Genomic DNA, 15616 nt, shown 5'->3' on the forward strand with positions numbered 1-15616 from the left:
CGGCATACGTAGGGTGGACGGGTTTCCCGTCCACGCGTTCAACGAACAGGCGCTTACTGCCCAAGCTTCCTGGACGCTGGTGACGACATAACCCATTCGCCTCGAAGCTTGCACTGTTTGAACGCGTGGGCAGGAAGCCTGCCTACCCTACGGGTACGCCAGACACGTCGCGAGCGACATTCGGCGGCCAGAGGTGCAAGGATGCGCACGTACCGCGTGGGCACGGGGCGCCCACCCTACCAGACGCAGCGCGTACATCGCCCCATTGCCGCCCACCAACGCCTGCCCCGCTTTTTTTGTATCATTGTCACCCCTCTCCCCCGCCGCCATCCATGGACAGCCTCGACCTCGAAGTACTCAAGACCGCCGCCGCCTGGCTCGATGCTGGCCACCGCTGTGAACTCGTCACCGTGATCAAGACCTGGGGCTCGAGCCCGCGGCCGATCGGGGCGACGCTGGCGGTGCGCGACGATGGCCGCGTGGTGGGCTCGGTGTCGGGCGGCTGCATCGAGGACGACCTGATCGAGAACGTGCGCGCGATGGGGATACGCGAGGACGCGCGGCCGCAGGTGGTCAGCTACGGCATCAGCGCCGACGACGCCCACCGCTTCGGCCTGCCCTGCGGCGGTACCATCGAGCTGGCCATCGAGCCCCTGCATGCGGGCAGCGGCATCGATGAACTGCTGGCGCGCTTGGCTGCGGGCGAACTGCTGGAACGCCGCCTGCACCTGGCCAGCGGCGCCGTGACGCTCGCGCCTGCGGCGCCCGGCGCGACCCTGCGCGTCGAGGGCGACACCCTGCACACGGTCCACGGCCCGCGCTGGCGCCTGTTCATCATCGGCGCCGGCCCGCTGTCGCGCTTCCTGGCCCAGGTGGCCAGCGCGATGGATTACCGTGTGGTCGTGTGCGACCCGCGCGAGGAATACCGCGCCGACTGGAACGTCCCCGGCGTCGAGCTGGTCCACGCCATGCCCGACGACCTGGTGATCGAGGCGAGGCTGGACGCGCGCAGCGCCGTGGTCGCGCTGACCCACGATCCCAAGCTCGACGACCTGGCCCTGATGGAAGCATTGAAATCCGAGGCCTTCTACGTCGGCGCCATCGGCTCGCGCCTGAACAATGCCAAGCGCCGCGAGCGCCTGAAACTGTTCGACCTGAGCGAGGCCGAACTCGACCGCCTGCACGGCCCCATCGGCCTTTACATCGGCAGCAAGACCCCGTCCGAAATCGGCATCGCCATCCTGGCCGAGATGACGGCGGCAAAAAACGGCGTGCCGGCCGCGATGCTGGTGCCGCACGCCGCCGCGCCGCAGCCGGCCACCCTCGACGTCTGCGCGCGCTGAGTTGGCGGCCGTCTTCGCCAGCAAAAAACGAGATGCGCGCCCTGCCGCGGCGTGCCATCCTGCGCCCTCACCCACCCACTAGACCATGAATACAGCGAATTTCCTGCGCCTCCTGCTGCTTGCCGCCATCTGGGGCGGCTCCTTCCTCTTCATGCGCATCGGCGCGCCCGTGCTCGGCCCGGCGCAGCTGATCGAATACCGGGTGCTGTTCGCCGCGCTGTTCCTGGCCGCCGTCGGCCTGGTGCTCAGAAAACGCCTCGACCTGCTGGCCAACTGGAAGCACTACCTGATGCTGGGCTTCTTCAATTCGGCCCTGCCCTTCCTGCTGTTTGCGTACGGCGCGCGCACGCTGACCGCCTCGGTGCTGTCGGTGCTGAACGCGACCGCGCCGATGTGGGGCGCGCTGGTCGGGGCCCTGTGGGCGCGCCAGGCGATCACGGCGCGCACGGCCATCGGCCTGCTGCTGGGGACGGCGGGCGTCGCCCTGCTGGTCGGCTTCGACGACGTCTCGACCCTGCCCGGCGCCGGCCTGGCGATCGCCGCCGCGCTCGCCGCGGCGCTGTGCTACGGCATCGCCAGCGTCTACGCGAAGACTGCGAAAAGTGTCGAGCCCTTCGCCAACGCGCACGGCACGATGTGGGCGGCGACCCTGTTCGTGCTGCCCGCGCTGCCCTTCTTCCCGGCGCCCGCCAGCCCGACGCCCGGCGTCTGGGCCGCCGTGCTCGCGCTCGGCGTGCTGTGCAGCGGCATTGCCTACCTGATCTATTTCCGCCTGATCGCCGAAGTCGGCCCGACCTCGGCCCTGACCGTCACCTTTTTGAATCCCGTATTCGGCATCCTGTGGGGCGCGCTCTTCCTCGGCGAGACGGTCGGCTGGCACACGCTGGCGGGCTCCGCCATCGTGCTGATCGGCACCGCCCTCGTGACCGGCTTCGTGCCGCGCTTCGGGCGCGCCGCGGCCGCTGCGCCCGGAAAATGAGCACGCATCAGGTAAGGCTGGCGCTGCCGGCCGGCTACCGGACGAGCGACGTGCTCGCCTTCCATGCGCGCGATGCCGAAGGGGTGGCCGAACAAGTCGGCGAGCGCGATGGGCACGCCCTCATCCGCAAGGCGGTCATGTTGCAGGATGTGCCGACGCTGCTGGACATAACGCTGGCGCCGGGCGAGGCTCTGTGCCGCATCGAGACCGATGGCGAACCCGGCGAGCCCGCACTGGCGCTGGAAGCCCTGCGCAGCACGCTGGGGCTGCGCATCGACCCGGCGCCGTTCGCGGATTTCGTCCGGGACGATCCCGTGTTTCGCCCGCTGGTCGAACGCCAGCCCGGCCTGCGCATCGTGCAGTCCGCCAGCGTCTTCGAAGCCCTGACCTGGGCCATCATCGGCCAGCAGATCAACCTGCCGTTCGCGATCAGCCTGCGCCGTACCTTCATCGAGCAGGCCGGGCGGCTGCACAGCAGCGGCCTGCGCTGCTACCCGGAAGCGGCCGACGTCGCCCGCCTCGACCTCGAGCAACTGACGACGCGCAAGTTCTCGCGCGCCAAGGCCGAGACCCTGCTGCGCGTGGCGCAACTGGCGGCAAGCGGCGAACTGCCGCTCGAACAGGATGCCGACCCCGACCAGACCAGCGCCGCCCTGCTTGCCGTCAAGGGCGTCGGCCCGTGGACGGTCAACTACACCCTGCTGCGCGGCTACGGCCATGCCGACTGCTCGCTGCACGGCGACGTGGCGATCCGCAGCGCCGTCGGGCGCCTGCTCGGCATGGCCGGCAAGCCGGACATCGCCACGACAGAGCAATGGCTCGCCGCCTACCGTCCGCAGCGCACGATGGCGGCGGCCTACCTGTGGGCCAGCCTCAGCCAATCGCCAGGCTGATCGCTATCGTCGAACGCGACCGGATCAGCACCAGCGCGGCACGCCCTGGAACTGCTGCGCCCCCTCCCCCGAAAACCGGATCAATTCCGACAGCGGCACCGTCGCCAGGTTTTCGCTGCCGTAATGCCCGCCTAGCGCACTGGGAATCTTGAGGCAGTATCTGCGGCCTTCCACCAGCGGACCCAGCGTCGACTCGGCGAGGTCGACCAGTTCCGGCATGTACCAGTCGTTGAGGAAATCCTGGTTGTACGAGAGGGCGTCGAGGGCGGCGCGGTCTTCGGCGACCGGCTCGCACGTCAGGTCTTGCGGCCGCAGCCGCCAGAAACTGCCGTCGGCATCGCGGATGATCAGATTGCCGAAGGCGTTGACACCCAGTACCTCGACTGCCGTCAACCCGACCCAGCCCCAGGCTTCGTTGATTTCTTGAACAGTAATCATTGGTCGCACCCGTGAGATGAACATCCCTGGCGTGCCGGGGAACCATCCCCGGCCTTGCCTGTCGTTTGTTGGACAGTGCCGAGTCCGGCAGGTGCGGTCAACGCGAGTGCAGTTTGATGTGCGTCGAAGTGGAAGTGACTAGCAAAACGAAAAAGCCGTTGGACCCTTCAAGGGACCAACGGCTTTTTGAACTTCTTGAATTCTGGTTGCGGGGACAGGATTTGAACCTGTGACCTTCGGGTTATGAGCCCGACGAGCTGCCAGACTGCTCCACCCCGCGTCTGATGGAATGAATTATACGCGCTTCGGCCTGTTTAGGCAAACCCAATGCTTCAGCAAGGGGCGATTGCAGCATTGAATGACTAATGGACAACAGCCGGACAACATGCCTGCCGGGCCGGCGTGGCGTCACAGCCGGGCGAATCGGGTGTAAAGTAGGCGTACGTTCATTTTCGCCACTCCCTATGAAATTTTGTTCCGAGTGCGGCCACACGGTCGCGCTGGCCATTCCCGATGGCGACAACCGGCCGCGCCACGTGTGCACGCAATGCGGCACGATTCATTACCAGAATCCAAAAATGGTGATTGGTTCAATTCCTGTATGGGAACATGGTGGTCGCCTGCAGGTGCTGCTGTGCCGGCGCGCCATCGAGCCGCGCCACGGCTACTGGACCCTGCCCGCCGGCTTCATGGAAAACGGCGAAACCACGAGCGAGGCGGCGATCCGCGAGACCGAAGAGGAAGCCGGCGCCAACATCGAGATCGGCAACCTGTTCACGCTGCTCAATGTCGCCCACGTACACCAGGTGCACATGTTCTACCTGGCGCGCCTGGTCGACCTCGACTTCGCGCCCGGCGAGGAAAGCCTGGAAGTCCAGCTGTTTACCGAGCAGGACATTCCCTGGGACGACCTGGCCTTCCCCACCATCCGCACGACGCTGGAACTGTTCTTTGCCGACCGCGTCAAAATCCGCGAGAGCCAACACAAGCAAGGCTACGGCGTTCACTGCCACGACATCGTCCGGCCGATGATCGCTCCCCGCGAACCCGACTGATCCCTGGTACCGACATGATTCCCTGGCTCGAGGCACATACGCCGTTCCCCGACGTGTCCGAGGCGCTGACGATCGACGCGCCAGGCCTGCTCGCGGCCGGCGCCGACCTGTCCCCGCGGCGCCTGCTGCTGGCCTACCAGAACGGTATCTTCCCCTGGTTTTCGGAAGGCCAGCCCATCCTCTGGTGGAGCACCGATCCGCGCATGGTGCTCTACACGAGCGACTTCAAGGTCAGCGACAGCCTCAAAAAAACCCTGCGCCGCGTCGAACGCAGCCGCGTCGAAGGCGGGCCGTGGCAGGTCCGTTTCGACAGCGATTTCGAGGGCGTGATGCGCGCCTGCGCGGCCCCGCGCAAGGACGGGCCGGGCACCTGGATTTCCGAGGAAATCATCGACGGTTATTCGGGCCTGCACGCGATGGGCTATGCCCACTCGTCCGAAGTCTGGTTTGAGGGCGAACTGGTCGGCGGGGCCTACGGCGTGTGCATCGGCCGCATGTTCTACGGCGAGTCGATGTTCGCGCGCGTCTCCGACGCCTCCAAGGTGGCCCTGGCCTACCTGGTCGCCTTCCTGCGCGCGAACGGCGTGCAGATGGTCGACTGCCAGCAGGAGACCGGCCACCTGGCCTCGCTGGGCGCCGCCCCCATCCCGCGCAGCCGTTTCCTGCAGCACCTGCGCGGCGCCATCCGGGAACCTGCGATCGGCCCCTGGAACCCCGTCGCACCGTTGACTGCCTAACAGTGTGCAGGCGTCCCTTTCGTTAGAATAGGTCCACCACGTCGTTCCGAGAGTCTTGCATGACGCACCTTAATGACCTGCCCTTCTCCACGCTGCAGTTCTACACGACCGCGCCCTACCCGTGCAGCTACCTCGACGCACGCCAGGCGCGCTCGCAGGTCGCCACGCCTTCGCACCTGATCAACGCCGACGTGTACTCCGAGCTCGTGAAGAACGGCTTCCGCCGCAGCGGCATCTTCACCTACCGTCCGTATTGCGACGGCTGCCAGGCCTGCATCCCGGTGCGCGTGCGCTGCGCCGAGTTCGCGCCCAACCGCGCCCAGCGCCGTGCCTGGAAGCGCCACGGCGACCTCACCGCGATGGTCGCCAACCTGTCCTTCTCGGACGAGCACTATGCGCTCTACCTGCGCTACCAGACCACGCGCCACGTCGGCGGCGGCATGGACCAGGACAGCCGCGACCAGTACGCCCAGTTCCTGCTGCAAAGCCGCGTCAACACCCGCCTGGTCGAGTTCCGCGAGCCGGACGGCACGCTGCGCATGGTCTCGATCATCGACGTGCTCTCCGACGGCCTGTCCTCGGTCTACACCTTCTTCGACCCCGACGTGATCGGCGCCTCGTTCGGCACCTACAACGTCATGTGGCAGGTCGAGCAGGCGCGCGAGCTCGGGCTCTCCTTCGTCTACCTCGGCTACTGGATCGAGCAGAGTCCGAAGATGGCTTATAAAATCAATTTCCGGCCTCTCGAAGCACGTATCAACGGGGTGTGGGGGATACTGGATCGGTAAGCCGAGACCGGCCTTGTCCACGCACGGTACAATTGGCGCGATCTTATTTACGAGCGCTCCATGTCCGACAAAATCCTGTACACCCTCGCCCGTCCGCTGCTGTTCACGCTGCCCGCCGAAACCGCCCACAACCTGACCCTGCCCGCCCTGCGCCGCGCCGCCCAGAAGGGCATGACGGGCATGATCCAGAAGCCTGCGCCCGATCCGCGGGTCGTGATGGGCATCACCTTCCCGAACCCGGTCGGCCTGGCCGCCGGGCTCGACAAGGACGGCGCCTACATCGACGGCCTCGCTGCGCTCGGCTTCGGCTCGATCGAAATCGGCACCGTCACCCCGCGCCCCCAGGCCGGCAACCCGAAGCCGCGCATGTTCCGCATTCCCGCCGCGCAAGGCATCATCAACCGCATGGGTTTCAATAACGGCGGCGTCGACAAATTCGTGGCCAACGTCCAGGCCTCGCGCTTTTACCAGGAAAAACAGGGCGTGCTCGGCCTGAACATTGGCAAGAACGCCGACACGCCGATCGAACGCGCGGCCGAGGACTACCTGCACTGCCTGCGCAAGGTGTATCCGTACGCCAGCTATGTAACGGTGAACATCTCCTCGCCGAACACCAAGAACCTGCGCCAGCTGCAGGGCGCGTCCGAACTCGACGCCCTGCTCTCGCAGCTGAAGACCGAGCAGACGGCGCTCGCCGACCAGTACGGCCGCTACGTGCCGCTCACGCTGAAGATCGCCCCCGACATCGACGCCGAGCAGATCAAGGACATCGCGCAAGCGCTCATGCGCCACAAGATCGACGGCGTGATCGCCACCAACACCACCCTGAATCGCCGCGACGTCGAGCGCCATCGGCATGGCAAGGAAACCGGCGGCGTGTCGGGCGCGCCCGTGTTCGACCTGTCGAACATCGTGATCCGCGCCCTCAAGAAGGAGCTGGGTGACGCGCTGCCGATCATCGGCGTGGGCGGCATCCTGTCGGGCGCCGATGCGAAGGAGAAGATCGCCTCCGGCGCCCAGCTGGTGCAGCTCTACAGCGGCTTGATCTACCGCGGCCCGTCGCTGGTGCGCGAGTGCGCCGCGGCGCTGAAAAGCTGAGGAGCCCGCATGGAACGCACCCGGCTCGGACGGAGCAGCCTGCAAGTCTCGAAGGTCTGCCTCGGCACGATGACCTTCGGCGAGCAGAACACGGAAAGCGATGCACACCGCCAGCTCGACTACGCGTTTGAACGCGGCATCAACTTCATCGACACGGCCGAGATGTATCCGGTGCCGCCCAGCGCCGGCACCCAGGGCGCGACCGAGCGCTTCATCGGCAGCTGGCTGAAGCAGTCCGGCAAGCGCGGCGAGATCGTGCTGGCGACCAAGGCCGCCGGTCCGAACGCCAGCCAGACCTGGATCCGCGGCGGCCGCCACAACCTGGACGCGAAGAACATCCGCGCCGCGCTGGAAGAGAGCCTGCGCCGCCTGCAGACCGACTACGTCGACCTCTACCAGCTGCACTGGCCGAGCCGCAACGTGCCGATCTTCGGCGCCAACCGCTTCGACCCAGACAAGGAGCGCGCGAGCGTGCCGGTCGAGGAGACCCTGGCCGTGCTGGGCGAGCTGGTCAAGGAAGGCAAGATCCGCGAGATCGGCGTGTCGAACGAAAGCCCGTGGGGCGTGTGCGAGTACATTAAACAGGCCGAGCTGAAGGGCCTGCCGCGCATCGCCACCATCCAGAATTTATACAACCTGAGCGCGCGCGCCTTCGAGACCACGCTGCTGGACGAAGTCTGCTACCGCGAAGAGGTCAGCCTGCTGGCCTACAGCCCCCTTGCCTTCGGCCAGCTGAGCGCCAAGTACATCGACAACCCGCAGGCGCACGGGCGCCTCACGATCTATCCGCCGACCTGGAGCCCGCGCTACCTGAGGCCGGCCGTCCTGGCGGCCACGGCCGAGTACGCGGCACTGGCGCGCGCCCATGGATTGAGGCCGGCGCAGATGGCGCTCGCGTGGTGCTATTCGCGCTGGTTCGTCGGCTCGACCATCATCGGGGCGACGACGATGGAGCAGTTGAAGGAGAACATCGACGCGGTCGATGTGGTGTTGACGGATGAGGTGGTCGCGGCGATCGACGCGATCCATGCGCGCATTAGCAATCCGGGGCAGTAAAGCGTCGCCGTTATTCGGGCGTGATTTGAACGCGTGGACGGGGAACCCGTCCACCCTACGTCCCTTCGATTGATATCACGATAAAGCGGAGGATCGTAGGGTGGACGGGTTTCCCGTCCACGCGTCGATCGCTATCGGCTGATTCTTCGTACCGGTTCCGGTAACGCCATTAAAAAATCAATTCGCCGCTTCCGCCTGCAGGCTGCGTTCGATATCCGACTTCGTAAACCCCGGCGCAAACCGCTCGATGAAGTGGTACGCATACGAGCGCAGATACGCCCCGCGGCGCACGGCCAGGCGGGTCACGTTTGGCGCGAACAGGTGCGAGGCTTCCACCGCCCGCAGCCCCTTGTCGCGTCCATGGTCGAAGGCCATCGAGGCGATGATGCCGACGCCCATCCCCAGCGATACGTACTGCTTGATCACGTCCGAATCCATCGCAGTGAGCACGATGTCGGGCGCCAGCCCCGCCGTGTGGAAGGCGTCGTCGATATGGCTGCGGCCCGTATAGCCGACGTCGTAGGTGATCAATGGATGCGAAGCCAGGTCTTCCAGCCGCAGCGGCGCGCCGTTCAGCAACGGGTGCCCTTCGGGCGCCACCACCACGTGGCTCCAGCGGTAGCAGGGAAACGAGACCAGATCCGGGAAGGCCGTCAAACCCTCGGTGGCGATGCCGATGTCGGCCCGCCCCGACAGCACGTATTCGGCGATGTGTTCCGGCGCGCTCTGCTGCAAGGCGATGCGCACGTTGGGGAAGGCCGAGCGGAAGGACTGCACCACCTGCGGCAGCGCATAGCGCGCCTGGGTGTGGGTGACGGCGACCGTCAGGGTGCCGCTGTCCTGACCCGCGTACTCCTGGCTCGCCTGCGCCAGGTTTTCCGCTTCCACCAGCAGCCGCTCGACGATTTTCAGGATGCCTTTGCCCGGCCCGGTCAGCCCGGTCAGGCGCTTGCCGTTGCGCTCGAAGATGACGACGCCCAGTTCGTCCTCGAGTTCGCGGATCTGGCGCGACACGCCCGGCTGCGAGGTGTACAGGGCCGCAGCCACGTCGGTGAGGTTGAAATTGCGGCGCGCCGCTTCGCGCACCGAGCGCAGCTGCTGGAAGTTCATATGCCGCCGCCTTCGTCGACGAACACCTGGATCTGGCGCGGGCGCACCAGCAGGGTTTCGCCTTCTTTCAGCCCGAGGCCGGCGAAGCGTTCGTTCGGGATCACCGCCTCGATCAGCTGGGCGTTGTCGAGGCGTTCGAGGTCGAGCTGGGCCAGCGGGCCGATCGCGTGCGAACGGCGCAGTTTCACCGCGATGCCCTTCTGCCCCGGCGCGAAGCGTTCCACTTCGAGGTCGTGCGGACGCACGTAGCCGATGCCGTCGGCGTTCTGGACTTCGCCATGGCCGGGCGCGTCGAACAGCGCGTCGCCGCTGGCCAGCACGCCGTCGTGCACGCGGCCGTGGAACAGGTTGACGTTGCCGAGGAAGCTGTACACGAAGGGCGAGGCCGGGCTGTTGTACACGCTCTCCGGGGTGCCGAGCTGCTCGACGCGGCCCTTGTTCATGACGACCACCTGGTCGGCCACTTCCAGCGCTTCTTCCTGGTCGTGGGTGACGAAGATCGAGGTCACATGCAGGTCGTCGTGCAGGCGGCGCAGCCAGCGGCGCAGTTCCTTGCGCACCTTGGCGTCAAGCGCGCCGAACGGCTCATCCAATAACAGTACCCGCGGCTCCACGGCCAGCGCACGCGCGAGGGCGATGCGCTGGCGCTGGCCGCCGGAGAGCTGGGGCGGATAGCGGTCGGCGATCCAGTCCAACTGCACCAGTTCCAGCAGCTGCTTCACTTTGTCGCGGATCTGCTGCTCGCTCGGGCGCTCGCGGCGCGGACGCACGCGCAGGCCAAAGGCGACGTTCTCGAACACGGTCATGTGCTTGAAGAGCGCGTAATGCTGGAACACGAAGCCGACCTGGCGCTCGCGCACGTGGCTGCGCGAGGCATCCTGGCCGTCGAGCAGCACCGCGCCCGAGTCCGGATGCTCGAGGCCGGCGATGATGCGCAGCAGGGTCGTCTTGCCGCAACCCGAAGGGCCCAGCAAGGCGGTCAGCTGGCCGTCCGGGAACTGCAGCGAGACGTCGTCGAGGGCCGTGAACTGGCCGAACTGCTTGCGGATGTGTTGGACTTCGATCGTCATTGCGTGCGCTCCGTGGTACCGGCGTCGGCAGCCATGTTCTGGTGCAGGCGCCATTCGATAAAGGTCTTGACGGCCAGCGTCACCAGCGCGAGCAGCGCCAGCAGGGACGCGATCGCGAACGCGGCCGTGAAGTTGTATTCGTTGTAGAGGATTTCGACCTGCAGCGGCATGGTGTTGGTCTCGCCGCGGATGTGGCCCGAGACCACCGACACCGCGCCGAACTCGCCCATCGCCCGCGCATTGCACAGGATGACGCCGTACAGCAGGCCCCATTTGATGTTCGGGAGCGTCACGCGCCAGAAGGTCTGCCAGCCCGACGCGCCCAGCACCAGCGCCGCCTCTTCCTCTTCCGTGCCCTGCTGCTGCATGAGCGGAATGAGCTCGCGCGCGACGAACGGGAAGGTGATGAACACGGTCGCCAGCACGATGCCCGGCACCGCGAACAGGATCTTGATGTCGTGCTCCATCAGCCAGTCGCCGAACCAGCCCTGGGCGCCGAACAGCAGCACGTAGATCAGGCCGGCGATTACGGGCGAGACCGAGAACGGCAGGTCGATCAGGGTCAGCAGGATGCTCTTGCCCTTGAAGTCGAACTTGGCGATGGCCCAGGCAGCCGCGACGCCGAATACGAGATTCAGGGGCACGGCGATGCCGGCGGCGATCAGCGTCAGCTTGATGGCCGACAGCGCATCCGGGTCAAGGATGGATTCGACATAGGTGTCCCAGCCGCGTTTCAAGGCCTCGACGAAGACGGCGACCAGGGGCACGAACAGGAACAGGGTCAGGAAGGTCAGGGCGACGGCGATCAGCGCCCAGCGCACCCAGTTCGGCTCGAAGGCGTTGGTCTTCATCGGGCGCACCGCGCGCGGCGCGGCGGCCACTGGTTTGTCTAACACTGCACTCATTTCTTGCCTGCCCTTCTGCGGGTCCAGGCCTGCAACAGATTGATTGCGAGGAGCAGGATGAACGAGAAGATCAGCATCACGACCGCGATCGCGGTGGCGCCGGCATAGTCGTACTGCTCCAGTTTGGTGATGATGAGGAGGGGCGTGATTTCCGACACCATCGGCAGGTTGCCGGCGATGAAGATCACGGAACCGTATTCGCCGGTGGCGCGCGCAAAGGCCAGCGCGAAGCCGGTCAGCAGGGCCGGCACGATGGTCGGCAGGATCACGCGGAAGAAGGTTTGCAGCGGGCTCGCGCCCAGGCTGGCGGCAGCTTCTTCCAGTTCGCGCTCGGCTTCCTCGAGCACCGGCTGCACCGTGCGCACGACGAAAGGCAGGCCGATGAAGGTCAGCGCCACCACCACGCCCAGCGGCGTAAAGGCGACCTTGATGCCCAGGCTCTGGAGGTACTGGCCGATCCAGCCGTTGTGCGAATACAGGGCGGTCAGCGTGATGCCGGCCACCGCGGTGGGCAGGGCGAACGGCAGGTCGACCAGGGCGTCGATGAAGCGCTTGCCGGGGAAGCGGTAGCGCACCAGCACCCAGGCCACGATGCCGCCGAACACGACGTTCAGGCTGGCGCCGATGAGGGAGGCGCCGAAGGTGAGCTTATAGGAAGCGACCACGCGCTCGGAGGTGACGGCGGCCCAGAAGGCTTCCCAGCTCATGGTGAAGGTCTTGAGGAACACGGCCGACAGGGGGATCAGCACGATCAGGGCCAGATAAAAGATCGTGAACCCGAGCGACAGGCCGAAGCCGGGAATGACCCTGCCTGGCGTACGCGTCTGGAATATGTTCATGGAGGCCTTATTACAAATTCTTCTAATGGAACGTAATAATCTCACTTACTTCTCATAAACCAAACGAAGTAATCCTCATTTGCATAGACGAATTACGCTATTAGCGTGGCGAAGCTGGCATCAACTTAGAGCGCCTAACAAAACCTCCAGAGCAAGGCGCAGCGCCGAAGACAGTACGGCTGTACGGCAAGGCGCTGCAACGCAGCTATGGAGGTTTTTTTGGGCGCTCTTACAGCACCAGTTTCGCCGCGACGCTTGTCAGGGTCACGGCAAGCAGACCGCGCAGGAAGCGTTCCGGCACCTTGCGCGCGGCCATCGAACCGAGGGTGATGCCGGGCACCGAGCCAATCAGCAGGGTCAGCAGCAGCATCCAGTCGATCGAGCCCAGCCACCAGTGTCCCAGCGCGGCAATCGCGGTGAGCGGCACGGCATAGGCGATGTCGGTCCCGGCCACTTCCGCCGGCGTCAGTTTCGGGTACAGCATCACGAGCAGGGTCGCGCCGATGGCGCCGGCGCCGATCGAGGAGACGGTGACCAGCACGCCCAGCACGGCGCCGGAGAAGATGGTGGCGTTGACCAGCGCCCTGCCCTCGAGCTGGCGGCCGGGCTTGGCCTGGATCCAGGCCAGCATGCGTTTGCGGAAGAGCAGCGCCACGACGGTCAGCATGACCGAGCCGGCAATCGAATAGCGGATGATCTGGCCGATCTGGGCGTCGAGCGCGCCGAACTGCTTCAGCGCCAGGGTGGCGACGAGCGCGGCCGGCAGCGCACCGATGCACAGGCGGCGCACGATGGCCCAGTTGACGGTGCCGTTGAAACGGTGGGTGACGGTGCCGGCGCCCTTGGTGATCGAGGCGAAGGCGAGGTCGGTGCCGACCGCGACGGATGGCGAGACCCCGAACAGCAGGGTCAGCAGCGGCGTCATCAGCGACCCGCCGCCCACACCCGTCATCCCGACCAGAAGCCCGACGCCGAAGCCGGCGGTGATATATGTCATCAGCATTTTGTCCCTCAGTGAGCCCAAGAGTAAGCCGGGTCAGCCGTGGGACAAACGACGGGTTTCTTATTTGCTTATGCGGTAGGGTGGGGTAACGGAGGCCAATGACCTCCGTTACGCGCTTCGTGCCCACGCGGAACTGTGCATGGTGTTGGCCCCGATGGCGCCGCGTATCCGAACAATCATTTGTTAACGCAGTTCGTGGTTCCGCGTGGGCACGGGGGTGCCCACCCTACTTGTTCGGCTGCGGCGTCAAACGCAGATACGGCTTCGGCGCCGTGAACCCTTTCGGATACTTTTCCGCCAGCACGGCCGGATCCTGCACGGTCAGCGGAATGATCACGTCATCCCCATCCTTCCAGTTGCCCGGCGTCGCCACCGTGTAGCCGTCGGTTAGCTGCAGGGCGTCGATCACGCGCAGTACTTCATCGAAGTTGCGGCCGGTGCTCATCGGGTAGGTGATGGTCAGGCGGATCTTCTTGTTCGGGTCGATCACGAACAGCGAACGCACCGTGGCGGTTGCCGACATTTCCGGGTGGATCATGTCGTACAGGGTAGAGACCGATTTATCGGCGTCGGCGATGATCGGGAAGCCGACCACCGTCTGCTGGGTTTCCTCGATGTCGCGGATCCAGTTGCGGTGCTGGTCGGCCGGATCGACGGAGAGCGCGATCGCCTTGACGTTGCGCTTGTCGAATTCCGGCTTCAGCTTGGCTGTCAGGCCCAGCTCGGTCGTGCACACCGGCGTGAAGTCGGCCGGGTGCGAGAACAGGACGACCCACGAGTCCCCTGCCCACTCGTGGAAGCGAATGCGGCCGGTGCTGGAATCCTGTTCGAAGTCGGGGGCGATGTCGCCCAGGCGTAAGGTCATGGTTTTCTCCTGGAATGGGACAGGCCCGCGGCGTCACCATGACGCCGCGCGGGCCATCCGGCCATTTTGCGGCATTTTTGGCAAGCTTGCTGTGCTGTCACCTAACTTCACATGAAGCGGCTGTACAGCACGGTGCCCCAGGTGATGGCGGCCAGCAGGATCGTCAGGCCGACGGCGGCGCTGCCGAAGTCCTTGGCGTTCTTCGACAGCGGATGGCGTTCCAGCGAAATGCGGTCGACCACGGCCTCGATCGCGGAATTGATGAGTTCCACGATCAGGACCAGCAGCATGACGCCGATCAGCAGCAGCTTCTGGAAGCCCGACACTGGCAGCACGAACGCAAAAATCACCGCCAGCACGAAGACCAGCAGTTCCTGGCGGAAGGAATGTTCGATGCGCCAGGCCGTGGCCAGCCCCTGGATGGCGTAGGCGGAGGCGTTCAGGATGCGCCTGAAACCGGCTTTACTCTTGAACTCGCTGGTCGGTTGTTCCATTATATTTCTCAGAAGACATGCAGAACTGTCATTATGCCTGTTCCCCCCGTTGCCGGGAAAGCGCAAAGGAGTAGACGCGTTCCACTAGGGAATGCTTGGCCGTGTTTCGCATTATGGTATAAAGTAAGGACGATACTGCACTGCACCAACCACATCATGAAAATCGAAACACTTGAACCGCCCAAGACATCGATCCAGGTGATTGAGCGCATGGTCGCCTTGCTCGATGCGCTGGCGACCTATCCCGACCCGGTCAGCCTGAAGGAACTCTCCAAGGTATCCGGCCTGCACCCCTCGACCGCGCACCGCATCCTGAACGACATGGTGGCGACCCGCTTCGTCGACCGCGTCGAGCCCGGCACCTACCGCCTCGGCATGCGCCTGCTGGAACTGGGCAACGTCGTCAAAAGCCGGCTGTCGGTCCGCGAAGCGGCGCTCGACTACATGCGCGCCCTGCACAAGAAAACCCAGCAGACGGTCAACCTGTCGGTGCGCCAGGGCGACGAGATCGTGTACATCGACCGCGCCTTCTCCGAGCGTTCCGGCATGCAAGTGGTGCGTGCGATCGGCGGACGCGGTCCGCTGCACCTGACCTCGACCGGCAAGCTGTTCCTGTCCGTGGACGAGGCCAAGGCGATCCGGGCCTACGCCACCCGCACCGGTCTTGCCGGCCACAACAAGAATTCGATCACCGACCTGGCCAAGCTCGAACGCGAGCTGAGCCTGGTGCGGGCGCGCGGCTATGCGCGCGACAACGAAGAGCTGGAACTGGGCGTGCGCTGCATGGCCGCCGGCATCTTCGACGACAGCGGCAAGCTGGTGGCCGGCCTGTCGATCTCGGCGCCCGCCGACCGCCTGCAGGACGAGTGGCTGGACGACCTGGTGCAGACGGCGGGGCAGATTTCCTCGACGCTGGGCTTCCGGCCGGCTTCGGTGTAAAACA

The 15616-nt window shown here is 65.5% G+C and carries 17 protein-coding genes and 1 tRNA gene; 9 read left to right on the top strand and 9 right to left on the bottom strand.

Annotated elements, in window-relative coordinates; translation table 11 throughout:
• Nucleotides 1–332: 332 nt before the first annotated feature.
• The 3 genes from ACWCIA_RS03680 to ACWCIA_RS03690 all read left to right on the top strand — a co-directional run bounded on the left by ACWCIA_RS03680 (nucleotide 333) and on the right by ACWCIA_RS03690 (nucleotide 3215).
• The gene (locus ACWCIA_RS03680; RefSeq protein ID WP_454161070.1) at nucleotides 333–1343 is read left to right on the top strand and encodes an XdhC family protein; all 1011 of its coding nucleotides are present in this window, start codon (nucleotides 333–335) and stop codon (nucleotides 1341–1343) included.
• 85 nt (nucleotides 1344–1428) lie between these two features.
• On the top strand, nucleotides 1429–2322 hold the full coding sequence (locus ACWCIA_RS03685; RefSeq protein ID WP_454161072.1) for a DMT family transporter: 894 nt from the start codon (nucleotides 1429–1431) through the stop codon (nucleotides 2320–2322).
• Nucleotides 2319–3215: a DNA-3-methyladenine glycosylase family protein gene (locus tag ACWCIA_RS03690; RefSeq protein WP_454161074.1), complete on the top strand. Its 897-nt coding sequence runs from the start codon at nucleotides 2319–2321 to the stop codon at nucleotides 3213–3215. The genes ACWCIA_RS03685 and ACWCIA_RS03690 overlap by 4 nt, the downstream gene beginning before the upstream one ends.
• Before the next feature lie 24 nt (nucleotides 3216–3239).
• On the opposite strand, the gene ACWCIA_RS03695 is transcribed toward ACWCIA_RS03690, so the two are convergent.
• Both ACWCIA_RS03695 and ACWCIA_RS03700 read right to left on the bottom strand, forming a co-directional pair.
• Nucleotides 3240–3653, bottom strand: a complete 414-nt coding sequence (locus ACWCIA_RS03695) for a T6SS immunity protein Tdi1 domain-containing protein (protein WP_454161076.1) — start codon at nucleotides 3651–3653, stop codon at nucleotides 3240–3242.
• Nucleotides 3654–3856: 203 nt separating this feature from the next.
• Nucleotides 3857–3933 (bottom strand) — tRNA-Met (locus ACWCIA_RS03700).
• 184 nt (nucleotides 3934–4117) lie between these two features.
• Between ACWCIA_RS03700 and ACWCIA_RS03705 the strand changes: the two genes are divergently transcribed.
• The 5 genes from ACWCIA_RS03705 to ACWCIA_RS03725 are packed head-to-tail and all read left to right on the top strand — an operon-like array spanning nucleotide 4118 to nucleotide 8387.
• Complete coding sequence (locus ACWCIA_RS03705; RefSeq protein ID WP_454161078.1) at nucleotides 4118–4708, top strand: NUDIX hydrolase; 591 nt, start codon at nucleotides 4118–4120, stop codon at nucleotides 4706–4708.
• Nucleotides 4709–4722: 14 nt separating this feature from the next.
• The gene (gene aat, locus ACWCIA_RS03710; protein WP_454161080.1) at nucleotides 4723–5445 is read left to right on the top strand and encodes a leucyl/phenylalanyl-tRNA--protein transferase; all 723 of its coding nucleotides are present in this window, start codon (nucleotides 4723–4725) and stop codon (nucleotides 5443–5445) included.
• A gap of 59 nt (nucleotides 5446–5504) precedes the next feature.
• Nucleotides 5505–6233, top strand: coding sequence for an arginyltransferase (locus ACWCIA_RS03715; RefSeq protein WP_454161082.1), 729 nt, complete (start codon nucleotides 5505–5507; stop codon nucleotides 6231–6233).
• 60 nt (nucleotides 6234–6293) lie between these two features.
• Nucleotides 6294–7331, top strand: coding sequence for a quinone-dependent dihydroorotate dehydrogenase (locus ACWCIA_RS03720; protein WP_454161083.1), 1038 nt, complete (start codon nucleotides 6294–6296; stop codon nucleotides 7329–7331).
• Between the two features lie 9 nt (nucleotides 7332–7340).
• Nucleotides 7341–8387: an aldo/keto reductase gene (locus ACWCIA_RS03725; protein ID WP_454161085.1), complete on the top strand. Its 1047-nt coding sequence runs from the start codon at nucleotides 7341–7343 to the stop codon at nucleotides 8385–8387.
• Nucleotides 8388–8564: 177 nt separating this feature from the next.
• Here the strand turns inward: ACWCIA_RS03725 and ACWCIA_RS03730 are convergent, their stop codons facing one another.
• The 7 genes from ACWCIA_RS03730 to ACWCIA_RS03760 all read right to left on the bottom strand — a co-directional run bounded on the left by ACWCIA_RS03730 (nucleotide 8565) and on the right by ACWCIA_RS03760 (nucleotide 14673).
• Nucleotides 8565–9497, bottom strand: a complete 933-nt coding sequence (locus tag ACWCIA_RS03730) for a CysB family HTH-type transcriptional regulator (protein ID WP_454161087.1) — start codon at nucleotides 9495–9497, stop codon at nucleotides 8565–8567.
• On the bottom strand, nucleotides 9494–10567 hold the full coding sequence (locus ACWCIA_RS03735; RefSeq protein ID WP_454161088.1) for a sulfate/molybdate ABC transporter ATP-binding protein: 1074 nt from the start codon (nucleotides 10565–10567) through the stop codon (nucleotides 9494–9496). The genes ACWCIA_RS03730 and ACWCIA_RS03735 overlap by 4 nt, the downstream gene beginning before the upstream one ends.
• Nucleotides 10564–11418: a sulfate ABC transporter permease subunit CysW gene (gene cysW / locus ACWCIA_RS03740; RefSeq protein WP_454161255.1), complete on the bottom strand. Its 855-nt coding sequence runs from the start codon at nucleotides 11416–11418 to the stop codon at nucleotides 10564–10566. Before cysW ends, ACWCIA_RS03735 begins: the two co-directional genes overlap by 4 nt.
• 50 nt (nucleotides 11419–11468) lie before the next feature.
• Nucleotides 11469–12311: a sulfate ABC transporter permease subunit CysT gene (gene cysT / locus ACWCIA_RS03745; protein WP_454161089.1), complete on the bottom strand. Its 843-nt coding sequence runs from the start codon at nucleotides 12309–12311 to the stop codon at nucleotides 11469–11471.
• Nucleotides 12312–12540: 229 nt separating this feature from the next.
• Nucleotides 12541–13314, bottom strand: coding sequence for a sulfite exporter TauE/SafE family protein (locus ACWCIA_RS03750; protein WP_454161090.1), 774 nt, complete (start codon nucleotides 13312–13314; stop codon nucleotides 12541–12543).
• A 226-nt stretch (nucleotides 13315–13540) separates the two neighbouring features.
• Nucleotides 13541–14179 carry a peroxiredoxin gene (locus ACWCIA_RS03755; protein ID WP_454161092.1) on the bottom strand — a complete coding sequence of 213 codons (639 nt, stop codon included), beginning with the start codon at nucleotides 14177–14179 and terminating at the stop codon, nucleotides 13541–13543.
• A gap of 107 nt (nucleotides 14180–14286) precedes the next feature.
• Entirely contained in the window at nucleotides 14287–14673 is a 387-nt protein-coding gene (locus tag ACWCIA_RS03760; protein WP_454161093.1) for a diacylglycerol kinase, read from the bottom strand.
• Nucleotides 14674–14829: 156 nt separating this feature from the next.
• Between ACWCIA_RS03760 and ACWCIA_RS03765 the strand changes: the two genes are divergently transcribed.
• Entirely contained in the window at nucleotides 14830–15612 is a 783-nt protein-coding gene (locus ACWCIA_RS03765) for an IclR family transcriptional regulator (protein WP_454161095.1), read from the top strand.
• Nucleotides 15613–15616 lie beyond the last annotated feature (4 nt).

This window comes from Massilia sp. SYSU DXS3249, assembly GCF_053668055.1.